15 protein-coding genes are annotated in these 16,570 nt (G+C 62.9%); 4 read left to right on the top strand and 11 right to left on the bottom strand.

Annotated features, from left to right (window positions below; genetic code table 11):
• Positions 1-12: 12 nt before the first annotated feature.
• Entirely contained in the window at positions 13-1,686 is a 1,674-nt protein-coding gene (gene ccoN, locus GRI55_RS08210; RefSeq protein WP_160766793.1) for a cytochrome-c oxidase, cbb3-type subunit I, read from the bottom strand.
• 79 nt (positions 1,687-1,765) lie between these two features.
• A complete protein-coding gene (locus tag GRI55_RS08205) occupies positions 1,766-2,467 on the bottom strand; it encodes a helix-turn-helix domain-containing protein (RefSeq protein ID WP_063507164.1) in 702 nt (233 codons plus the stop codon).
• Positions 2,468-2,608: 141 nt separating this feature from the next.
• Here GRI55_RS08205 and GRI55_RS08200 point away from each other — a divergent pair, with 141 nt between their 5' ends.
• From GRI55_RS08200 to GRI55_RS08185, 4 genes are all read left to right on the top strand, one after another.
• Complete coding sequence (locus tag GRI55_RS08200) at positions 2,609-3,277, top strand: OmpW/AlkL family protein (RefSeq protein WP_050601270.1); 669 nt, start codon at positions 2,609-2,611, stop codon at positions 3,275-3,277.
• 203 nt (positions 3,278-3,480) lie between these two features.
• Entirely contained in the window at positions 3,481-3,837 is a 357-nt protein-coding gene (locus tag GRI55_RS08195) for a hypothetical protein (RefSeq protein ID WP_063507157.1), read from the top strand.
• Positions 3,838-3,920: 83 nt separating this feature from the next.
• The gene (locus tag GRI55_RS08190) at positions 3,921-4,736 is read left to right on the top strand and encodes a hypothetical protein (RefSeq protein WP_307019396.1); all 816 of its coding nucleotides are present in this window, start codon (positions 3,921-3,923) and stop codon (positions 4,734-4,736) included.
• A gap of 198 nt (positions 4,737-4,934) precedes the next feature.
• Positions 4,935-5,291, top strand: a complete 357-nt coding sequence (locus tag GRI55_RS08185; RefSeq protein ID WP_156494147.1) for a hypothetical protein — start codon at positions 4,935-4,937, stop codon at positions 5,289-5,291.
• Between the two features lie 75 nt (positions 5,292-5,366).
• On the opposite strand, the gene GRI55_RS08180 is transcribed toward GRI55_RS08185, so the two are convergent.
• From GRI55_RS08180 to GRI55_RS08140, 9 genes are all read right to left on the bottom strand, one after another.
• Positions 5,367-8,264 carry a CHAT domain-containing tetratricopeptide repeat protein gene (locus GRI55_RS08180; RefSeq protein ID WP_160766791.1) on the bottom strand — a complete coding sequence of 966 codons (2,898 nt, stop codon included), beginning with the start codon at positions 8,262-8,264 and terminating at the stop codon, positions 5,367-5,369.
• Between the two features lie 48 nt (positions 8,265-8,312).
• Positions 8,313-8,894 carry a hypothetical protein gene (locus GRI55_RS08175; protein ID WP_160766790.1) on the bottom strand — a complete coding sequence of 194 codons (582 nt, stop codon included), beginning with the start codon at positions 8,892-8,894 and terminating at the stop codon, positions 8,313-8,315.
• Positions 8,891-10,237 carry a sensor histidine kinase gene (locus GRI55_RS08170; RefSeq protein ID WP_307019399.1) on the bottom strand — a complete coding sequence of 449 codons (1,347 nt, stop codon included), beginning with the start codon at positions 10,235-10,237 and terminating at the stop codon, positions 8,891-8,893. The genes GRI55_RS08175 and GRI55_RS08170 overlap by 4 nt, the downstream gene beginning before the upstream one ends.
• A 2-nt stretch (positions 10,238-10,239) precedes the next feature.
• Complete coding sequence (locus GRI55_RS08165) at positions 10,240-10,926, bottom strand: response regulator transcription factor (RefSeq protein ID WP_160767057.1); 687 nt, start codon at positions 10,924-10,926, stop codon at positions 10,240-10,242.
• Between the two features lie 75 nt (positions 10,927-11,001).
• On the bottom strand, positions 11,002-12,216 hold the full coding sequence (locus tag GRI55_RS08160; protein WP_160766789.1) for a hypothetical protein: 1,215 nt from the start codon (positions 12,214-12,216) through the stop codon (positions 11,002-11,004).
• Complete coding sequence (locus tag GRI55_RS08155; RefSeq protein ID WP_160766788.1) at positions 12,216-13,511, bottom strand: sel1 repeat family protein; 1,296 nt, start codon at positions 13,509-13,511, stop codon at positions 12,216-12,218. Before GRI55_RS08155 ends, GRI55_RS08160 begins: the two co-directional genes overlap by 1 nt.
• Positions 13,417-14,214 (bottom strand): tetratricopeptide repeat protein, encoded by a 798-nt coding sequence (locus GRI55_RS08150; protein WP_160766787.1) that lies wholly within the window; start codon positions 14,212-14,214, stop codon positions 13,417-13,419. The genes GRI55_RS08155 and GRI55_RS08150 overlap by 95 nt, the downstream gene beginning before the upstream one ends.
• A 296-nt stretch (positions 14,215-14,510) precedes the next feature.
• Positions 14,511-15,353, bottom strand: a complete 843-nt coding sequence (locus GRI55_RS08145) for a tetratricopeptide repeat protein (protein ID WP_160766786.1) — start codon at positions 15,351-15,353, stop codon at positions 14,511-14,513.
• Between the two features lie 17 nt (positions 15,354-15,370).
• A complete protein-coding gene (locus GRI55_RS08140) occupies positions 15,371-16,570 on the bottom strand; it encodes a sel1 repeat family protein (protein WP_160766785.1) in 1,200 nt (399 codons plus the stop codon).

Genomic DNA, 16,570 nt, shown 5'->3' with positions numbered 1-16,570 from the left:
GCTTGGGTGATCCTATTCGGCCGGAACGGCGCTGGGCTGGTTGACGATCGGACGGTCCGCTTCGGGATCGTAGGCAGCGTCGTTGAGCGGAGCTTCGACACGCTGCTTCCCGGCCAGCGTCATCCAGATGTTGTAGGACATGATGAGGGCACCGCCGAGGTACATCAGGCCGCCCGCGGCGCGCATGACATACATCGGGTGCAGCGCGGCAACGGTGTCGGCGAAGCTGTTCACCAGGTATCCGTCCGGCCCATATTCGCGCCACATTAGGCCCTGGGTGACACCGGCAACCCACATGCTCGCGGCGTAGAAAACGATGCCGATCGTCGCGAGCCAGAAGTGCCAGTTGATCATGCGCAGCGAATACATCCGTTCGCGCTTCCACAGGCGCGGTACGAGGAAATAGACGCAGGCGAAGGTGATCATGCCGTTCCAGCCGAGCGCGCCCGAATGCACGTGGCCGATGGTCCAGTCGGTGTAGTGCGACACGCTGTTGACGCTCTTGATCGACAGCATCGGTCCTTCGAAGGTGCTCATGCCGTAGAAGGCGAGTGCCATTACCATCATGCGGATGATCGGGTCGGTGCGAACCTTGTCCCAGGCCCCGTTGAGGGTCATCAGCCCGTTGATCATGCCACCCCAGCTCGGCATCCACAGCATGATCGAGAAGACCATGCCCAGCGTCTGCGCCCAGTCGGGCAGCGCTGTGTAGTGCAGGTGGTGCGGGCCCGCCCAGATGTAGAGGAAGATCAGCGACCAGAAGTGGATGATCGACAGCCGGTAGGAATAGACCGGGCGTTCAGCCTGCTTGGGGACGAAGTAATACATCATCGCCAGAAAGCCAGCAGTGAGGAAGAAGCCGACCGCATTGTGGCCGTACCACCACTGCGTCAGCGCATCCTGCACCCCGGCAAACGCGCTGTAGCTCTTGGCGCCCAGCAGGCTCACCGGCATCGCCAGGTTGTTGACGATGTGCAGCATCGCAACCGTCACGATGAAGGCGAGATAGAACCAGTTGGCGACGTAGATATGCGGTTCCTTGCGGCGCGCCAGCGTGCCGACGAAGACCACGAAATAGGCAACCCAGACGATCGTCAGCCACAAGTCGACGTACCATTCGGGCTCGGCATATTCCTTCGACTGGGTAATGCCGAGCAGGTAGCCGGTCGCTGCCAGCACGATGAACAGCTGGTAGCCCCAGAAGACGAACCGCGCGAGATTGGGAAAAGCCAGCTGTGTGCGGCAGGTGCGCTGCACGACGTAGAAGCTCGTCGCCAGCAGGGCGTTGCCGCCGAAGGCGAAGATCACCGCGCTGGTATGCAGCGGACGCAGGCGTCCGAAATTGAGATAGGGTTCGAAATTCAGCTGCGGATAAGCCAGCTGGGCAGCGATGAAAACGCCCGCCAGAAGGCCCGCGAGGCCCCAGAACATGGTGGCGATGACGCCCCAGCGAATGGGATCGTCGTCATACCGCGAAGGTCCGTCAGGAAGCTTGAAGAAGCCCCGCGCCTTGCCCAGCGGGTCGAACCGCGAGGCGCTGACCCAGATCATCACGAAACCAAGGGCCGCAATGATCCAGGCGTGCGCCGCGAAGCCGCTATCCGCCGCCCCGAGCGCTGCCGCCATCGCGACCAGCATGACCAGGAACCACAGGCCCACCCGGCCCAGCGCCGTTTCCGCTTGCATAGAATTCTCCGTCCTTTTGCAGGGGGTTAAGCGGGTATCCCGCGAAGGGCATTGACCCAGATCAAATTCGGAAAAGATTTCACGCGGCCTCGCGCAGGAAACCTGCCCGGTCGCGGAGGCTCTCGAGGGCGTTCAAAATCACGCCTGAACGGCCCACCGTCTCGATCACCCCGTCGTCCCTGAGCTTCGATAGTTGACGGCTGACAGTCTCGATCGTGAGCCCGAGACTGTCCGAGATGTCACGGCGGGACATCGGCAATTCGAGAACCAGCCGGCCGTCCTGCTCGACCCCGATCCGCTCGGCCATCCCGACCAGGAACACGGCGATGCGTTCGCCGGCAGTCTTGCGGCCCAGCGCGATCGTCTTCTCGCGGCACCGGCGCAGCGAAAGCGTGGTGTTTTCCAGCAAGTGGTGGAGGACCCCCGCTTCGCTCGATGCCAGCCGGAGGAATTCGGCCGAGTCGAAAGCCAGGATGTCGCAGTCCTTGAGCGCGCTGACGGAGTAGGAATAGTTGTCGGGACCGGGGACAGTGAAGACCTCGCCAGCGAACTGGAAAGCGACGATCTGGTCGCGCGACTCTGACGCGTGCGCCACCAGCTTGGTAGCCCCGTCGACGACGAAGACGATCTGCTGGCCCGCCCCCGCGAAATCCAGCGAATGCGCCTTGGCAAGCCGGCTTGCCCGGGCGAGCGCCTGGAACCGGAAGTATACGGTATCCGACAGATTTGCGGGAAGTATCCGGTTGGCAAATCGCTGGAAGGGTTCGGCTGGTGTGATCATGAAGCCGCCCTCGCCCCGATAAGCCGGCGCTTCCTTGACCCAGATCAATGCCGGCAAGAAATTTTCGCGCCACAGCCATCCCAGCGCTGCAACATCCCTGGGCCGCATGGGGCGGCCACTGCCGCGCTCGAGGACGATCGAATGAAGAAGTTTCTGGTAGCTGCGCTGGCCGGTACGGCAATGTTCGCCGCACCTGCCCAAGCCGCGGACAACGACGGCAAGCTGCAGGTAAAGCTGCTCGGCACCCTTGTCGCACCCGATGGCAAAATCACCGATATCAACACGGATATCGTGGGCCTTCCCGCCACGACGCAGACCGAGGCGAGCGACAATTTCGTACCCACGCTGGCAATCGAATATTTCGCCGCGCCGAATTTCTCGATCGAGACGATCTGCTGCGTGACACAACATGATGTCGATGCGGTGGCCGGGCTGCCGGGTGCAGAGCTGGTGTCAGACGCCAAGGTCATCCCCGCAACTTTCACGGCGAAGTACCATTTCGATCTCGGCGGCGTGAAACCCTATCTCGGTGCCGGGGCCACCTATTTCTGGTGGGTCGATGTCGAACCGGGTGCGGACACCATTCCGCTCGGTGTGACGCGCACCACGCTGTCGGACGAATTCGGCCTCGTGCTGCAGGCAGGTACCGATATCGCGCTTGGCGACAGCGGTCTCGGCCTGACGATCGACGCGAAACGCTATTTCGTCGACACGACCGCGCGCTGGTATGCCGGCGACACGCTCGCAATCGAAACCGAACACAAGCTCGACCCGTGGGTATTGAGCGCAGGCGTAAGCTATCGCTTCTGACCGAAGCCAGGCATAATCGGCCTGTAACCTGAGAGGCCTGCCCCCCGGCGATGGCCCGCCCGGGGGGCGGGACCAAGCAACGAGTATCCCGAGAGCTCCTCACCTCCTGTCGAGAGGCCTTCGTCATCTTCTTAACAGCATTTGTAAATTTCCGGAGACGGCGTCCTTCGGTAATCGGATCCGACCGAACCGAGGGGAAAACCATGACGCCGAAATTTCTGATATCGCTGGCCTGTGGCACCGCGCTGCTCGCGTTCTCGCAGCCAGTCCTTGCGAAAGATCCGAGCCCGAAGAAGCTGCTCGAGATGAGCGCAGGCTGTGCATATGTCGTCTCGATCGCAGAAGGCAGCGACGTGAGCCTAAATTATGGATCGGCGGAATGGATCGGCTTGGTTAGGATCATCGAACAGCGGACCGGTCTCGACGGCGAAAAAGCGATCCAGACGGCCAAGGCCAAGTACAACAAGCGGGCGCGTGTGATGGGGGCGGACGAGGCGCGCAACCACATGTTGAAACGCGCGCGCGACTGCGATCGCGAAATGGCCGTTATCCAGTCGTGATGCCGTCCGCCCTCCCAGGACGCCGCGACACGCTCCACGCGTCCCCCGGCGTCCTCGCGCTTTGCGCGGCGGCTTGCTTGCTGGTGGCGGCAGCTCCCCTACGCGCCAATACGGAAGACGCCGAACTGATCTACGAATGCGGTCTGGCGATGCAGTTCGCCGAGAAAGAAGACATTCAACTGTCCGTTTCATCCAACCGTGCGATGGGCCATTTTGCCGAAGTGACACGGAATGATCCGAACCTTCGCAACGAGGCGGATCGGCAAGTTCGAGCCGTCTGGGACGGGATGAGAAAGAGCGACGGGCGCCCCGCGCTCGAGCGTTACGTCCTGTCCGTCGCACAGGACTGTTCCGACCTCTACGTCGAACTGGCGGAGCGCGACGCCGCAGCGGTAGAGGGCGAGCTCAATTCGCTGGGCACCCTGTCAGCCGCGGCGCTCCGGTCTTATGCGACACGAACGGGCGATCTCGGCGAAATCGCCAATTACCTCGTCTACAATTACCCATACGGCAAAGACCTGTTCAAGCCGAACGAGGATGGCGATCTGCTCGGCCAGCTGGTCGTGGAAGCGGGCGCGTCCGGGCTACGTCGATGGAGCGACGAAGCGATCTATGCGATCGCGAACAAGCATTACTGGCAGTATAATCCGCCCGCCACCCGCTTGGTCGATGCAGAGTATAGACGCCGCATGCGGATGATGCGCCAGACCCAATCGGAAGCGCAACGCTGGGCGCAGCGCGCGGCCGACGATCGCGCGGCGCAGGCGCGGCGGGCGAATGCGCCCTACGTCGGATCGCTTGGCAGCGGAAGTTCGAGCAGACCGAAACCGGGCAGCGGTGTCGTCGTCTGCACCACCTACAAGGGCACCGGCGGCGGGCGGGTCTGCAAGGAAGACTGAGGCGCCGGTGAAACCGTGCTTGCGCTTCCATCGAGGCAGTGCGCAGAACCTGAGGGGAAAAGTGAAATGTGTGCGCGACGTAGACTCTTGGGTAGCGGCGCTCTGGCGCTAGCCCTTTCGGCAGGCGTGTCCTTTCTGCCGAATATGGCGCTTGCTCAGCCGCAACAGGTCCTCCGGGACGGCGCGGAAAGCGCTGCCATGCACAATGCAGCCTATGATCGAGGATTGGCGGAGTCCTATACCTCGCCCGAAACAATCGGTGAGATGCTGCAATGCTCCGCGCTGTGGCAGCGTTGGTCCGATATCCTGGGGAGCTCCCAGGATTCGGCATTCGTTGCGAACCTGCGCGAAGAATTGTCAGCCGCTCGTGCGGGAATCCGCCATCGCTATTGGCAGCGTCAGGCACGTCGCGACATGCGGGAAGACAGCGATCTGAGCTATTTCGACAAAATGCACGCCAGGGCTGAAAGCTGGGCGGACAGCCAAGCCGCCGGCTACGCCACCGGTGCCGACAGTAAAATCAGTTCGATGATGAGCTGGCTGGCAACCTGCTAGAACCGCTTTGCGCGCAAGCTCCGGCGGGGGATCCTGTCGCCTGTTTCGGGACTGTCGACATAGCGGACGCGACATTTATCGACCGTCGATGAGCACCATGCTTGCCCACCGGGCAGGATTGGCGGATCCGCTGTCCGTTTCGCCCTCCAGCATCGATAATTGGGCAAGACGAAGAGCGTCCGCGTGGGCGTGCCCATCACGCAGGCGCTTAACGAATTCCACGGTCAGCTGCGACGCGGCTTCGTCCTGGACCCGCCAATGCGAGAGCATCACGCGCTCGCTTCCCGACGCGAGAAAGGCATTTGCAAGACCCGTATAGGCAGGAGCAGCATGAGTGCGTCCCGCGGCGGTGTTGCATGCGGAGAGGATCGCGATCTGGGTCGAAAGGCCAAGCTCCGCAATTTCACCGGCAAGCAGGATGCCGTCGTCGGTCGTACCGCCCGTTCCCGATCCGGGCGTCAGGACGAGCGCCGGTTCCCGTAGACCGCCCAGTTCCCCTTCCATGAGACCGTGCGTGGCGAACAGGACTACACTGTATTCTGCTTCAGCCAGCAGCCGAAGCCGGGCTTCGGTTGCGTCCCCACCGACGAGGAGGATGCGCTCGCTGGCGCCGCTGACCTCCCCCGCAAGCCGGACCTCCTCGCGGCTCGCAGGCAGCGAGGGCAGCGATCGCAAATCCACGGCGGTTGCCACGACCGCCCGCGTTTCCCCAGTGAACGCTTCGTCCGAATTTGCGGCGGCGCCTATGCCGAGAAACCGCCCGGCATTACCCCCATCTTGTCTCGAGCCCAGTACAGCGGAAGGCGAAAGAACCGTCGCGAATGCGTGATGGCGGACCAGCCATTCCATCTCGCTGAAGTCCCGCACCTGTCGGTCGGGCACGGAAGACAGCAAAGCGGAAAATGGCAGACGCGAGAGAGCATCGCTCGTAACCAAGGATACCCGGGTCTTTCCATTGAGCGCCGCTGCGATTTCGGCCGACAGGACGAGGTCGTGCAACGCCTTCGCATCGTCGAATGGGAATGCGTCTGCACCTTCGCCCGCGTCGAGTGCCAAACGCAATCGTTCCACGAACGTCCGGATGGTTGCGCGCCCCCCCGGCCCCACTTTCATCACCGCCGTTTCGGAGGTCACGGCCATCAGGAGCATCCCCCGCTTGGCAGGCATTGCGATCAGCAAGGCTTCGTCCGGCCGCAATCGGGCTTGCACGGTCTCGATTGATACATCGACCGGTCGCCGCGTCGTATCAAATTCGGGAAGCGCCGTGCGCAAGGCCGCTTCGGCATCGCTCACCGATCGCTCGAGGTCGGCGATTTCCCGCTCGACTTCGCCGATCGCCTCGGATCGCCCCGCGGCCAGCATCGCCGCCCGCTCGCGCGCGAGCAACCGAAGGCGCGCGGTCCCGCTGCGGAGCCTCTCGATATCGGCAGCAAGGTCGGGCCTGTCGAACTGGCCGTGACGCAGCTTGGCCAATTGGCGCGCACGGGCGTTGACGCCCCAACTGGCCAGTTCGAATGCATTGAGCGCATCATCGGCGCGGTCGGAAATGATCGCGGCTTCGGCGATCAGCAGGATCGAGTCGAAGTAATTTTCAAGATCCGCATCGAGTTCGAAGCTGGTCGCATCCTGGATCATCTTGTCGACGATCTGCGCGCGTGCCCTTGCTACGTGCTCCCAACCCTCATCCTGTCCTGCGCGAACCTGTGACAGTCCACGTTGAATAGCTGCATCGACAGGTAGCTCGCGCCCGCTGCTGTTCACGCGCATTTCGATTTCATCGAGGATGTCGAGCGCAGCCTCGGGTTGTCCGCTCTCATCGAGACGCTGCGACAACGTGAGGAGGCCGCGCAGCGCCTTGTCGTCTTCGGCCGGCAATTCTCGTGCCAGATCCGCAGCCTTGAACGCGAAATGCATGGCGTCGTCGTCACGGCCGGCTTCGATCGCGGCGTTTGATGCGGAGAGCAACGAGTTCACCGCTTCTGCGGGACTGATCTCCATCAATCGCTCGTGCCGCGCCAGCATGAGTGCGATGCCTTCGTCATACTGCCCGAGGCGCATCTGGACCACGCCCAGATTGTGCAGTGCGACCAAGGTATTGCGATGTGTCGGGCCAAGCCTTTCGGTCATTATATCGAGTGCAGTTCGAGCAGGTTGTTCGGCTTCCTCGTATCGTCCCGCCTGCAGCAGGACCTTGGCCAAGGTTCCTTGCGCGAAACCGTGGAACGGGTGCTCCTCCGGGAGCAGCTCGTTCGCCATCGCGATCCCCTGCCTCGCGAGACGCAAGGCATCGACCTGGCGACCGGCATCAATGTAGATATTCGCTCCGGTCGAGAGCGCCACGAAGAGCGTGGTGTCGGTCATCCCGCCACGAATCAGGCCCTTGATAGCGGGATCGACATATTCCGCGGCGTCACCGAAGCGGTTCGCTTCGTACAGCGCGGCGGCGTAATTCAGATATCCCAGCCCGAGTGCCTTGGCATCGGGAGGGGCAATCCCTTCGGGGTCCTGGCCATACAAGGCGGTCCGTATCTTAAGCGACCGCTCCTGCAGTGGGACGTTCTTCTCCGGCTGCCCTACCCCTGTGTAGAAGGTCGCGATGTTGGCCAATGTCCCCGCCATGGCTTCACCACGGGTCGCCCGTGCGGCGATCAGTCGCTTTTCCGCTTCGAGCGAGGATGCGAGCGCGCCGGCAATGTCCTGCTGGTAGTAGCGGCTGTCGCCGATGCGGTTTAGTGCGTGCGCCTGTTCCTCTGCGGGGCCGTTCTCAGCTTCCAGTGCTTCCAGATAGACAGACCACGCACCCTCCGATTTCGCCGCCTCGGCGAGCGGGTCGATCGCCTCTGCGGCCACTTTCAGGGATGCGAGATCGGTGAGGCCCGCACCTTCGGAAACAGTCTGCACCTGCGGCAGTACTGGTGGAGCGAACGCGATAGCCTGGCCGATCGCGGCAATCGCAAAGATATGACGGTGCATGTCGACGTGTGCCCCTCGAAACAGCGAGGATGTGGCATCGCAGGACGATCAATCGATCACAAGCTGGTAGCGTGTCTTTTTCGTGTTGGGGTTACGCAAAGTAATCGTGTGCCGGTGGGTATAGAGCGGCACCCAGCGACATGTGACGCGTTCGGCGACCTTCCTGCACAGCGACTGATCGCTGCTGTCACGAACGGAAATCTCCAGCGGCCTTCCTTCGAGCGCGGACAAACTGATCGCGGCACCGCGCCCCGACAGGAACGTCTGCTCAAGCGCGCGTTCTTCCTTTGGTGCGAGTTCTCCCACCATGAACCCCGGACCGAGGATCCGCCCTCGGGTAATGGCAGGCTGATCTGCGGCCGCCCGCCACCGAGCAAGGATGTCGTTCGCTTCTTCGCCGACCGGATGAAGGCCGACGGCATCCAGCCGCGAAAGCGCGAGAGAGAGGGCGGCACGATCGCCATCCTCGTAAGCCGACTGCGCGCGATACAGGACCGCCGCCGCGGTTCTATCCGTATCCGAACGGGCCGCCAAGTGGCCCGCGAGTGACGCGCTGCGAGGCTCACCCGCAGATCCGGTGCAGCTGCTGGTCAGCGCGCCGAGCAGCGCCATTGCCAGAAGCTTGTTCATGGCGTCTCTCTGCGGAGCTGGAACAGTGCACCGGTTGCGCTCGGAAGGCATTCCAGGATCATCGAATGACGTTGTGCGATTGCGGATGCGAGGGCAAGGCCAAGTCCTGCGCCCGGGCGTTCTTCGTCTCCCTTGGCGTCCGGCCCCCGCTGGAAACGCTCGAAAATCCGCGTCCGGTCGACTTCGGCTATGCCAGGCCCATCATCCGCCACGACGAGGACGGGGCCATCACCGAGCGTGACGCGGATTGTCCCTCCGGCCGGGACGTATTTGAGGGCATTGTCGAGGAGGTTGGCCAGCAGGCGCCCGAGCTGTGCTTCGTCACCGTCCAAGACAACGCCGGACTCCACCTCCCACTGCAGGACCAACCCGGCATCTTCGGCGCTATCGGCATAGAGTTCGCACAAATTGGTAACGAGGGCGGACATGTCGACGGGCGTTAGCATCGATCGATCACTGAGGCGGGCTTTGCTCCACGCGATATCAAGTAGCGATTCCAGCATGCTAACCAGCCGCCGGATTTCGCTACGGGCTTCCGTCAGCCGCCTGGTGACTTGCTCGTCCGGTTGCGTTTCGAGTGCTTTGACCAGCCTCGCATCGAGGTGAGTCAGGGGGGTGCGAATTTCGTGGGCGAGCCTGTCGGTCGTATCGCTGTGGGCTTCCAACAGGTTCCGTACCCGGAGGATCACTTGCGCGCTATTGGCTGCGAGTTCGTCGATTTCGTCGCGGGTTCGTCTGGGGAGCTCTGGCATGGACGCAAGCTCATCGGGGTGCGACAGGGTGCGGTTGATGCGCGCGATGCGGCGCTTCAACCTGTCGGCAGAAAATTTGCCAAGCATCGCCACGACCAAAACCAGAATGGCCCCGCCAACCAGAAACACGGTTCGCACTCCGGCCTTCAATGACCTGGCCGGATCGACCTCATGTGCGACCAGCAGCCATCTATCCGGAGCAAGCCGGGTCGAACGGGCATGCGCGCTGGAACGATGGCCTATCGCGATCATGCCCCGCTCCGAGATCGCCGCATCGAGATCCGGCCAGGCTTCCAGATCGCCCGCGAGGCGGACCCCGTCTGTGCGCATAAGCAGGTAGTGCGGCGCTCCCCCGTCGACGGGCCGCAATGCCAGGCGATCCTCGATCCTCCGTACCAGATCCGCTTCCCCGCTGCTGGAATAGATATCGGCCAGGCCGGCAAGATCGACATCGACCGCCTCGCGCGCACTTTCTTTCAGCGCGGCATCTATCGTTCGCTCCGTCACCAACCAGAGCCCCAGCACCGTAAGGGCCGCCAGCAAGGTGGCGGCGGCGACCAACCGGGAAAAAATGGAACGTGCAGGTGACACGTCTATTTGCCGTCCAGCAATCGAAAGCCCGTGCCCCAGACCGTTTCCAGCGCCGGAGCGGAGAAGCCGTCCTCGAGCTTGCGCCGCAAACGTCCGATATTGACGTCAACCACATTGGTTTGCGGGTCGAACGACATGTTCCAAACATCGCGCAGCAGCATTTCGCGCGTTACCACCTCCCCGGCGTTTTCCATGAAGTAATGGAAGAGCTCGAATTCCCTCGGGCTCAAAGCGAGATGCCGGTTCTCGCGAAAAGCCGTGCGCGCTTTCAGATGGCACTCGAAGGCACCGTACAGGATCACCGCGCTATGCACCCTGCCCGATGCACGCCGGTGGAGGGCGTTCACGCGGGCCATCAATTCGGCGGCTTCGAATGGCTTGCCAAGGTAATCATCGGCACCGGCGTCGAGCCCTTCGGCGCGGTCGCTGGTGCGCCCGAGTGCGCTCAGCATCAGGATCGGTGTGTCTACCCCGCTCTCGCGCAGGCGGGCCAGGATCTCGAGGCCATCGTCATCGCTCAGCATTCGATCGAGTATGATGACATCGAACCTGTCCCGCCCCGCTATCCGGAGGCCTGAAGCTCCATCGCTTTCCCAATGCAGATCGTCGCCGCGAGACAGGGCGAGTTCCTTCACCCGCGTCGCGGTGTGCGCATCGTCTTCGATATAGAGGATTTTCAGTCGATCCACGTTCAGCCCCCCGCGCCCGGTATCCGGCCGCCTTCGGATAGCGCGCCCAGACACTTCGAGACACCCGTTATCGCGTCAGTTTTTCGCGGGGCGCGGCGCATTCGACCACGCCAAACCTTCCCTGACCGCCCCCAGGTTGATTTGCTGCACTCCGCTGCCCTTGCCCGGAGCGTTGAAAATCCGCCATTCCTCTCCAGCCTGCTTGAACGCAACCCGAACCGAAACGTCCGCCCCCTGATCCCTCAGGACGGTCAATCCGCTTTTGCCGAGTTCGAAGGTCGAAGTGCTCTCCATCCCTTCCTTCTCGCCGGCGACTTTCTCCATGGGCAAACTGATGCCGTTGTCGAGCCGGAGTTCGACCGCTTCGATGTTCCGGTTGATACCCGCGATCCACTTCCCCCCGGTGGTAAAGTACATGTGCCCCGCGACGCCGAAAAGACCCGGACTGGACAGCCTCGCAAAGCCGGTTTTCACGTCCCCGTCGTGGGCCATGCGGTAGAAGTCGGGTTCGGTAGTATAACCGCCCCCGGTCCATGAACGCTGCGACCGCCAAAGGCCGAGGTGTCGCGAGGTGAATGTGCGTTCGGACGATCCGAGCGAAGTAAAGGCCATCGCGTAGGGAGCAGCAAAGCTGCTGGCTTCTTCCATCAGGCGGAGTTTCTCGAAAGCAGGAATCAACATAACCGTCTGCTTTACCAACCCGCAGGCCTGGTCCGCGATACTCGCGAAATTCGTCCGCAATCCCTGATACATCGCCTCGAGCTGAGCGTCTTCGTACTCGACGAAATGCCCTTTCGGAACGAACTCCCATTCGCGCCGATGGAAGCGCCAGTGCGTTCCCTCAACCGCGCATTGCTGCTGGTCGGTCGTCATGGCGGCCGGGGCGTCCTGCAAGGCCCTTGCCACTACCCTCGCACGCTCGATCGTGACGTTGGTATCGTCCGGCATGGCGCAGCCCTTCGCCTGCCGCGTGCCACGTTCGGACTGGTCTATCGCTGCGACAACTTCGTCCCCGCCGACCCGCGCCAACTGCCTCCCGATCTGTCCCTTCAGGACCTGGAACGCGCGCAATTCGCCGACGTCGAACAGCTGGCAGCTTTCGTCCGCACCAGCCGCGAAAGTGGCTATACCAAACACTTCCATCAGCGGTCGGGCCTGCTGGTTCCCGGCCAAGATCTGGAGCCGTTGCTCCACTGGAATGCCTTCCAGGCTCTGAGCGTGCAAGGGTCCCGCGAGCGCCGCCGCCGCAGCCACCGTTCCCCAGATCACCGATCGCATCGCAGTCTTCATCAGAGTTCCTTCACGCAAGAGGGCTTGTCGCCCAGCCGACATGTACGCCGGAGGGCCTCCATCGTGGAGACCCCCGCAACTTCACCTTCTTCACTTTCCCCTGCGATGCGCGCCAGAGTGGCGCAGGCTTTCGGACTTCCGATTTCGCAGGCATGCGCCACGAGCGATTGCGCACGGGTTTCATCGACCCGGCCGCCAATGCCCTTCTTGTGCATCACCCCGTATGCAAAGCATGCCTTGGCTACGTAGAGATCGCAGGCGCTGCGCATGTAGCGAAAGCCGATGCCCGGAAAATAAGCGTCCTTCGGCCCCTGCGTATAGTAAAGGCCGAGGTTTGCGCAGGCGATCCCCACCCAATCGTCGCACGCTGCCTTCAGGGCCTGCTTGAGATCATCGACTTCGCCTGGCGCCTCGCCCGTCATCAGCGGTTCCAGCAGCGCGTCGCACCCACCGACCCAGCCCACATTGCACAGCAGGACATTGCGCGCGCGCGTCTCCGCAGCGTCGGGTTCTTCGGCAGGAAGCATCGCGGCGCTGATGCAGGCTGCGAATTGCTGGTCCTCGCAAGCCCTCACTGTGTAACCGCGAACCGCCGCGATGTCCGCCCCGATCTCTTCAGTCGTGCCAAGCAGTTCTGCGGCGTCGACACAGGCCTGCGCACCGCCGTGACGGCACTCCTCGCCCATGGCCAGCAGCGCGAGCTTCATCAGCCCATCGGGTTCGGGCGAGTCTGCCTGCGAGAGCGGCCCCAAAGCCATCCCCGTCCGCGTGCAGGCGAGGTCGTCTCCCGCGCGACAGGCAGCGGCGAACATGCGCGCCGCCCTGATGTGATCCTTGTTGTCGGATGCCGTTTCATGCTCGATTTGTCCGCCGAGGGTGCAGGCCGCGGCCAGCCCCATGTCGCAGGCCTGCCCGTACATCGACAGTGCGGCATAGGTATCCCCGTCGCGCTCATAGGCAAGTCCGCCGCGATGGATCTCCATTAGAGCCTCGTCGTCGAAAGGTCGTTCTTTCGCCTCTGCGAATGTGCTGGTGCTTGCTGCAGCGAGAAGTACGGGCGCGAAGATCCGCGCCGCTACCGCAGTCAGTGTCCCGCGCATCCTGTTACCCACACCACATGCCCCCGCTCGCCTTTGCTTTTGCAAAGCCCGACGAAAGAGATCAATCGCTTGCGGCATTTCTGCCCTCCCCAAATTCATGTCAGTCCCGACGGGCCGGTGCATCGACCATGGCGCAGGCGCTGGACTGGCCGAGATCGCACGCCTTTTGCCGCAGCGCGCGAGCGGTTTGCGCATCGCCCTCGACGCCTTCTCCCGCTCCCCGCATATCGGACGCGAGCAGGCAGGCCCGCGCGCTGTTCGCTTCGCAGCCGCGCACAGCGAGATCATGGGCGCGCACGAGATCGGTCGGCACGCCCCGGCCTTCGCGCAATTGCCGCGCCGCGTTGGAACACCCTGCACCGTCTCCGCCATCGCATGAGGCGATGAATACGAGCAGCGCCGGGTCGCGCCAGCGCTCGTCCCCGCTGCGATCGGACAGTTGCATCCACATGATGCCGAGATCATTGCAGGCGTTGGCGATACCACCGTCGCATGCCATCCCGAAATAGTCTCGCGCGGACGCCCAGTCGGCGTCATGCGCCAGTCCGTCGCGTGCCATGACGGCGACATTGGCGCACGCCTGCCATTGCTCTGCCCGGCAGGCGCGCTCCAGTAAGTCGTAGCCCTTGATGGGGTCAGCCGGCCCACCGGTGCCGGTTGCCAGTAGGGCACCGGCTTGCCCGCAAGCCTCCATCGAATCCAGATCACAGCCTTGCAGGTACAACTCGCGCGCGGCGATCAAATTCTCGTGGTCGATTTGCTGGTCCGATGCGGCCTGCCGCGAAAGGACATTCGCCTGCCAGCTGCAACCCTGTCCAGACCCGGCTTCGCACAGGATTTCTGCGACCTCAGCCGCCACATCGAGCAATTGCGCACCCCCACGCCCTTCGATCAGCATCGGTACCAGCAGATGGCACGCATCGGTGTTGCCGAGTTCGCAGCCCCGCGCGAACATATCGCGAGCCCTGAGGGCGCGCGCTTCGCCAGAAAGCTGGACGAGGATCCTCCCTGCATTGAGACAAGCCGCGACCTCCCCGGCTTCGCAAGCGCGCTCGACAGCCGATTTTTCCGACGCCGCGCCCTGGTCCGCGGGCGAGGCGCTCGGGGGAACCGACCAGGCCGCAGCCAGCGCGAATACCAGGCCCAAGCTGCGTAGTTTCACGGCGAACGCGCCAATTAGTCCCGCTGCAACGCTCACTGTCCCAGCGCCTCAGCCATGGCACAGCCGTCCTGGATGCCCAGTTTGCATCCATTGGTGAAATAGCGCTTCGCCCTGGCGTGATCGGGAGCGGCTCCGGTCCCGTCGCGGTACATCATGCCCGCATTCATGCATCCGCCGGCGGCCCCGTTGTTGCATGCCTGCGCGAACTGGTCGCGGGCTTCGGCGAATTGCCCGTTATCGTAATAGCCGACGCCGGATTCGATGCATCCTTCGGCATTGCCGCTTTCGCACGCGATGGAGAAAGCCTTGTTCGCTCCCGCGGTATCGACCGCACCGCCTTGACCGTCACGTTTCATTATCCCGAGCGCATAGCAGCCATCCGCCGCGTAGCCGGGGCAGGCCCCGGCGAATGCCGTTCGCGCTTCTTCGAAGCGGCGCTCACCGGCGTCGCCGAAATAGAGGATCTGGCCCTGATTGTAGCACGCGCCCGCTTCGCCCGCCTTGCAGGCGAGCCCCAGCGGGCCCAGCGCCTCGGCAGGATCGGCCGGTCCGCCAAGACCATCCTTGAGCAATGCGCCATACTGGCCGCAGGATTTGAACAGGCCGGCTTCGCATCCGCGCCGATAGGCATCGCGCGCCTGCACCGGGTCCTTCGCCCCGCCCTGCCCCCGCCACGCCATCGAACCGAGATTGTGGCATGCCTCATCCTTGCCATCGCTCATGCACGCTTTCTGGTAGAGTGCGCGAGCAGCCGGGAAGTCCCCCGCATTGTAGCGCTCCTGCGCTTGCTCTGCATTGCTTTGCGCCGCGACGGGGAGAGCTGCAATCGATGTCACCGACAGGACGGTAGCCGCAAGAAAAGGACGAAGATTCATGGCTGCTTGCTCCACGTTCAATTGCAAAGATATCGGTTTGCGTTGTTGTTCATCGTGCAGTGGGCTGTGCGATAACGATTGCGCGTCTCGCGGGAGATTTCCGCTGCACTTTTCATCCGGGCTGGCTGGAACGAGGACGCGGATGAGGAGGACGAACGCGATGCCGCCGTTCTACCCGCCCCGGCCGCCCAACGACGGCTCGATGCACCGGGCATGTTGGTGCAGTTGTAGATTCCGCAGTCGTCGCCCCGGCTGCGCCGTGCAATCTCCGCATTCACCGCGGCATTGAGCCTGCCCGACGGGAACCAGTAGTCGAGAACATAGAGATGGTCCTTGTAGACACTGCCCAATGCGCCCGCCTCCAAAGTCGCTTCGAGCGCAGTCCGCGCATCTGCCAGCTGGCGGCTGTGATAGATCGCCGCATAGATCGCGCTGTCGTATTTGCCCTGCCCGAGGAAGGAATGGACGACTTGCGAAGCGCGCTCGCGTTCGGCTAGGCGACGGCGCTGCGCTTCATGTCGTTCGGTCAACGCCTGCTCGATTTCCTGGCGTCGCTGACGCAGGCTTGCGGCGAATTCGCATACCGACCGCTGCTCGGCATGTGGGGGGTCGCACGCCTTGGCAGCCACCTGTTCCGCCGGTGCGAATTCCCCAAGATTGTAGTAAATGCGCGCGAGATCTTCGCACGAGCGCCATCCGCCCTGATCGCAATTCACGCGCCGGTAGCGCAGGGCTTTCTCCGCGTCGAATTGATCGGACGACGCCTCTGCAAAGACTGTCTCGGCGACTTCGCACGCTGTTTTATCGAACAGCGAACACCCCTTGATCGCAAACCGGCCTGCCGTGGCCCGATCGGCTTCGATATCTTCGGATCCCTCGAGGTAGACCAATGCAAGACGGCCACACGAAGCCGCGTGGTTACCGCGGCAGGCCTCTTGAAGGAATCTCAGGCTGAGGAAAATATCGTATTGGTCATTCGCCGGGTCGGAATAGGCGAGCCCGACCGTGCCGCATGCGACCGACACCTTTTGCTCGCAGTCAGCGATAGCCTGGGCGATTTCGGGCTCCTCGCTGGCCTTGGCCGCGCTGGAGCCACAGGCGAGGCCAGCGACCAAGACGAAGTTGAGTAAGCGCGAACTCGCCCCATCCATCCTGCCCGACTGCACCAAGCTGAAGAACGTGCGAAAAATGTGACCTGCCCCCTGTTCGTGATCCAC

Source organism: Qipengyuania citrea (genome assembly GCF_009828015.1).
GTDB lineage: Bacteria > Pseudomonadota > Alphaproteobacteria > Sphingomonadales > Sphingomonadaceae > Qipengyuania > Qipengyuania citrea.
Note: the sequence above shows the minus strand (reverse complement) of the source record. Positions and strands in the feature narration are given on the sequence as shown.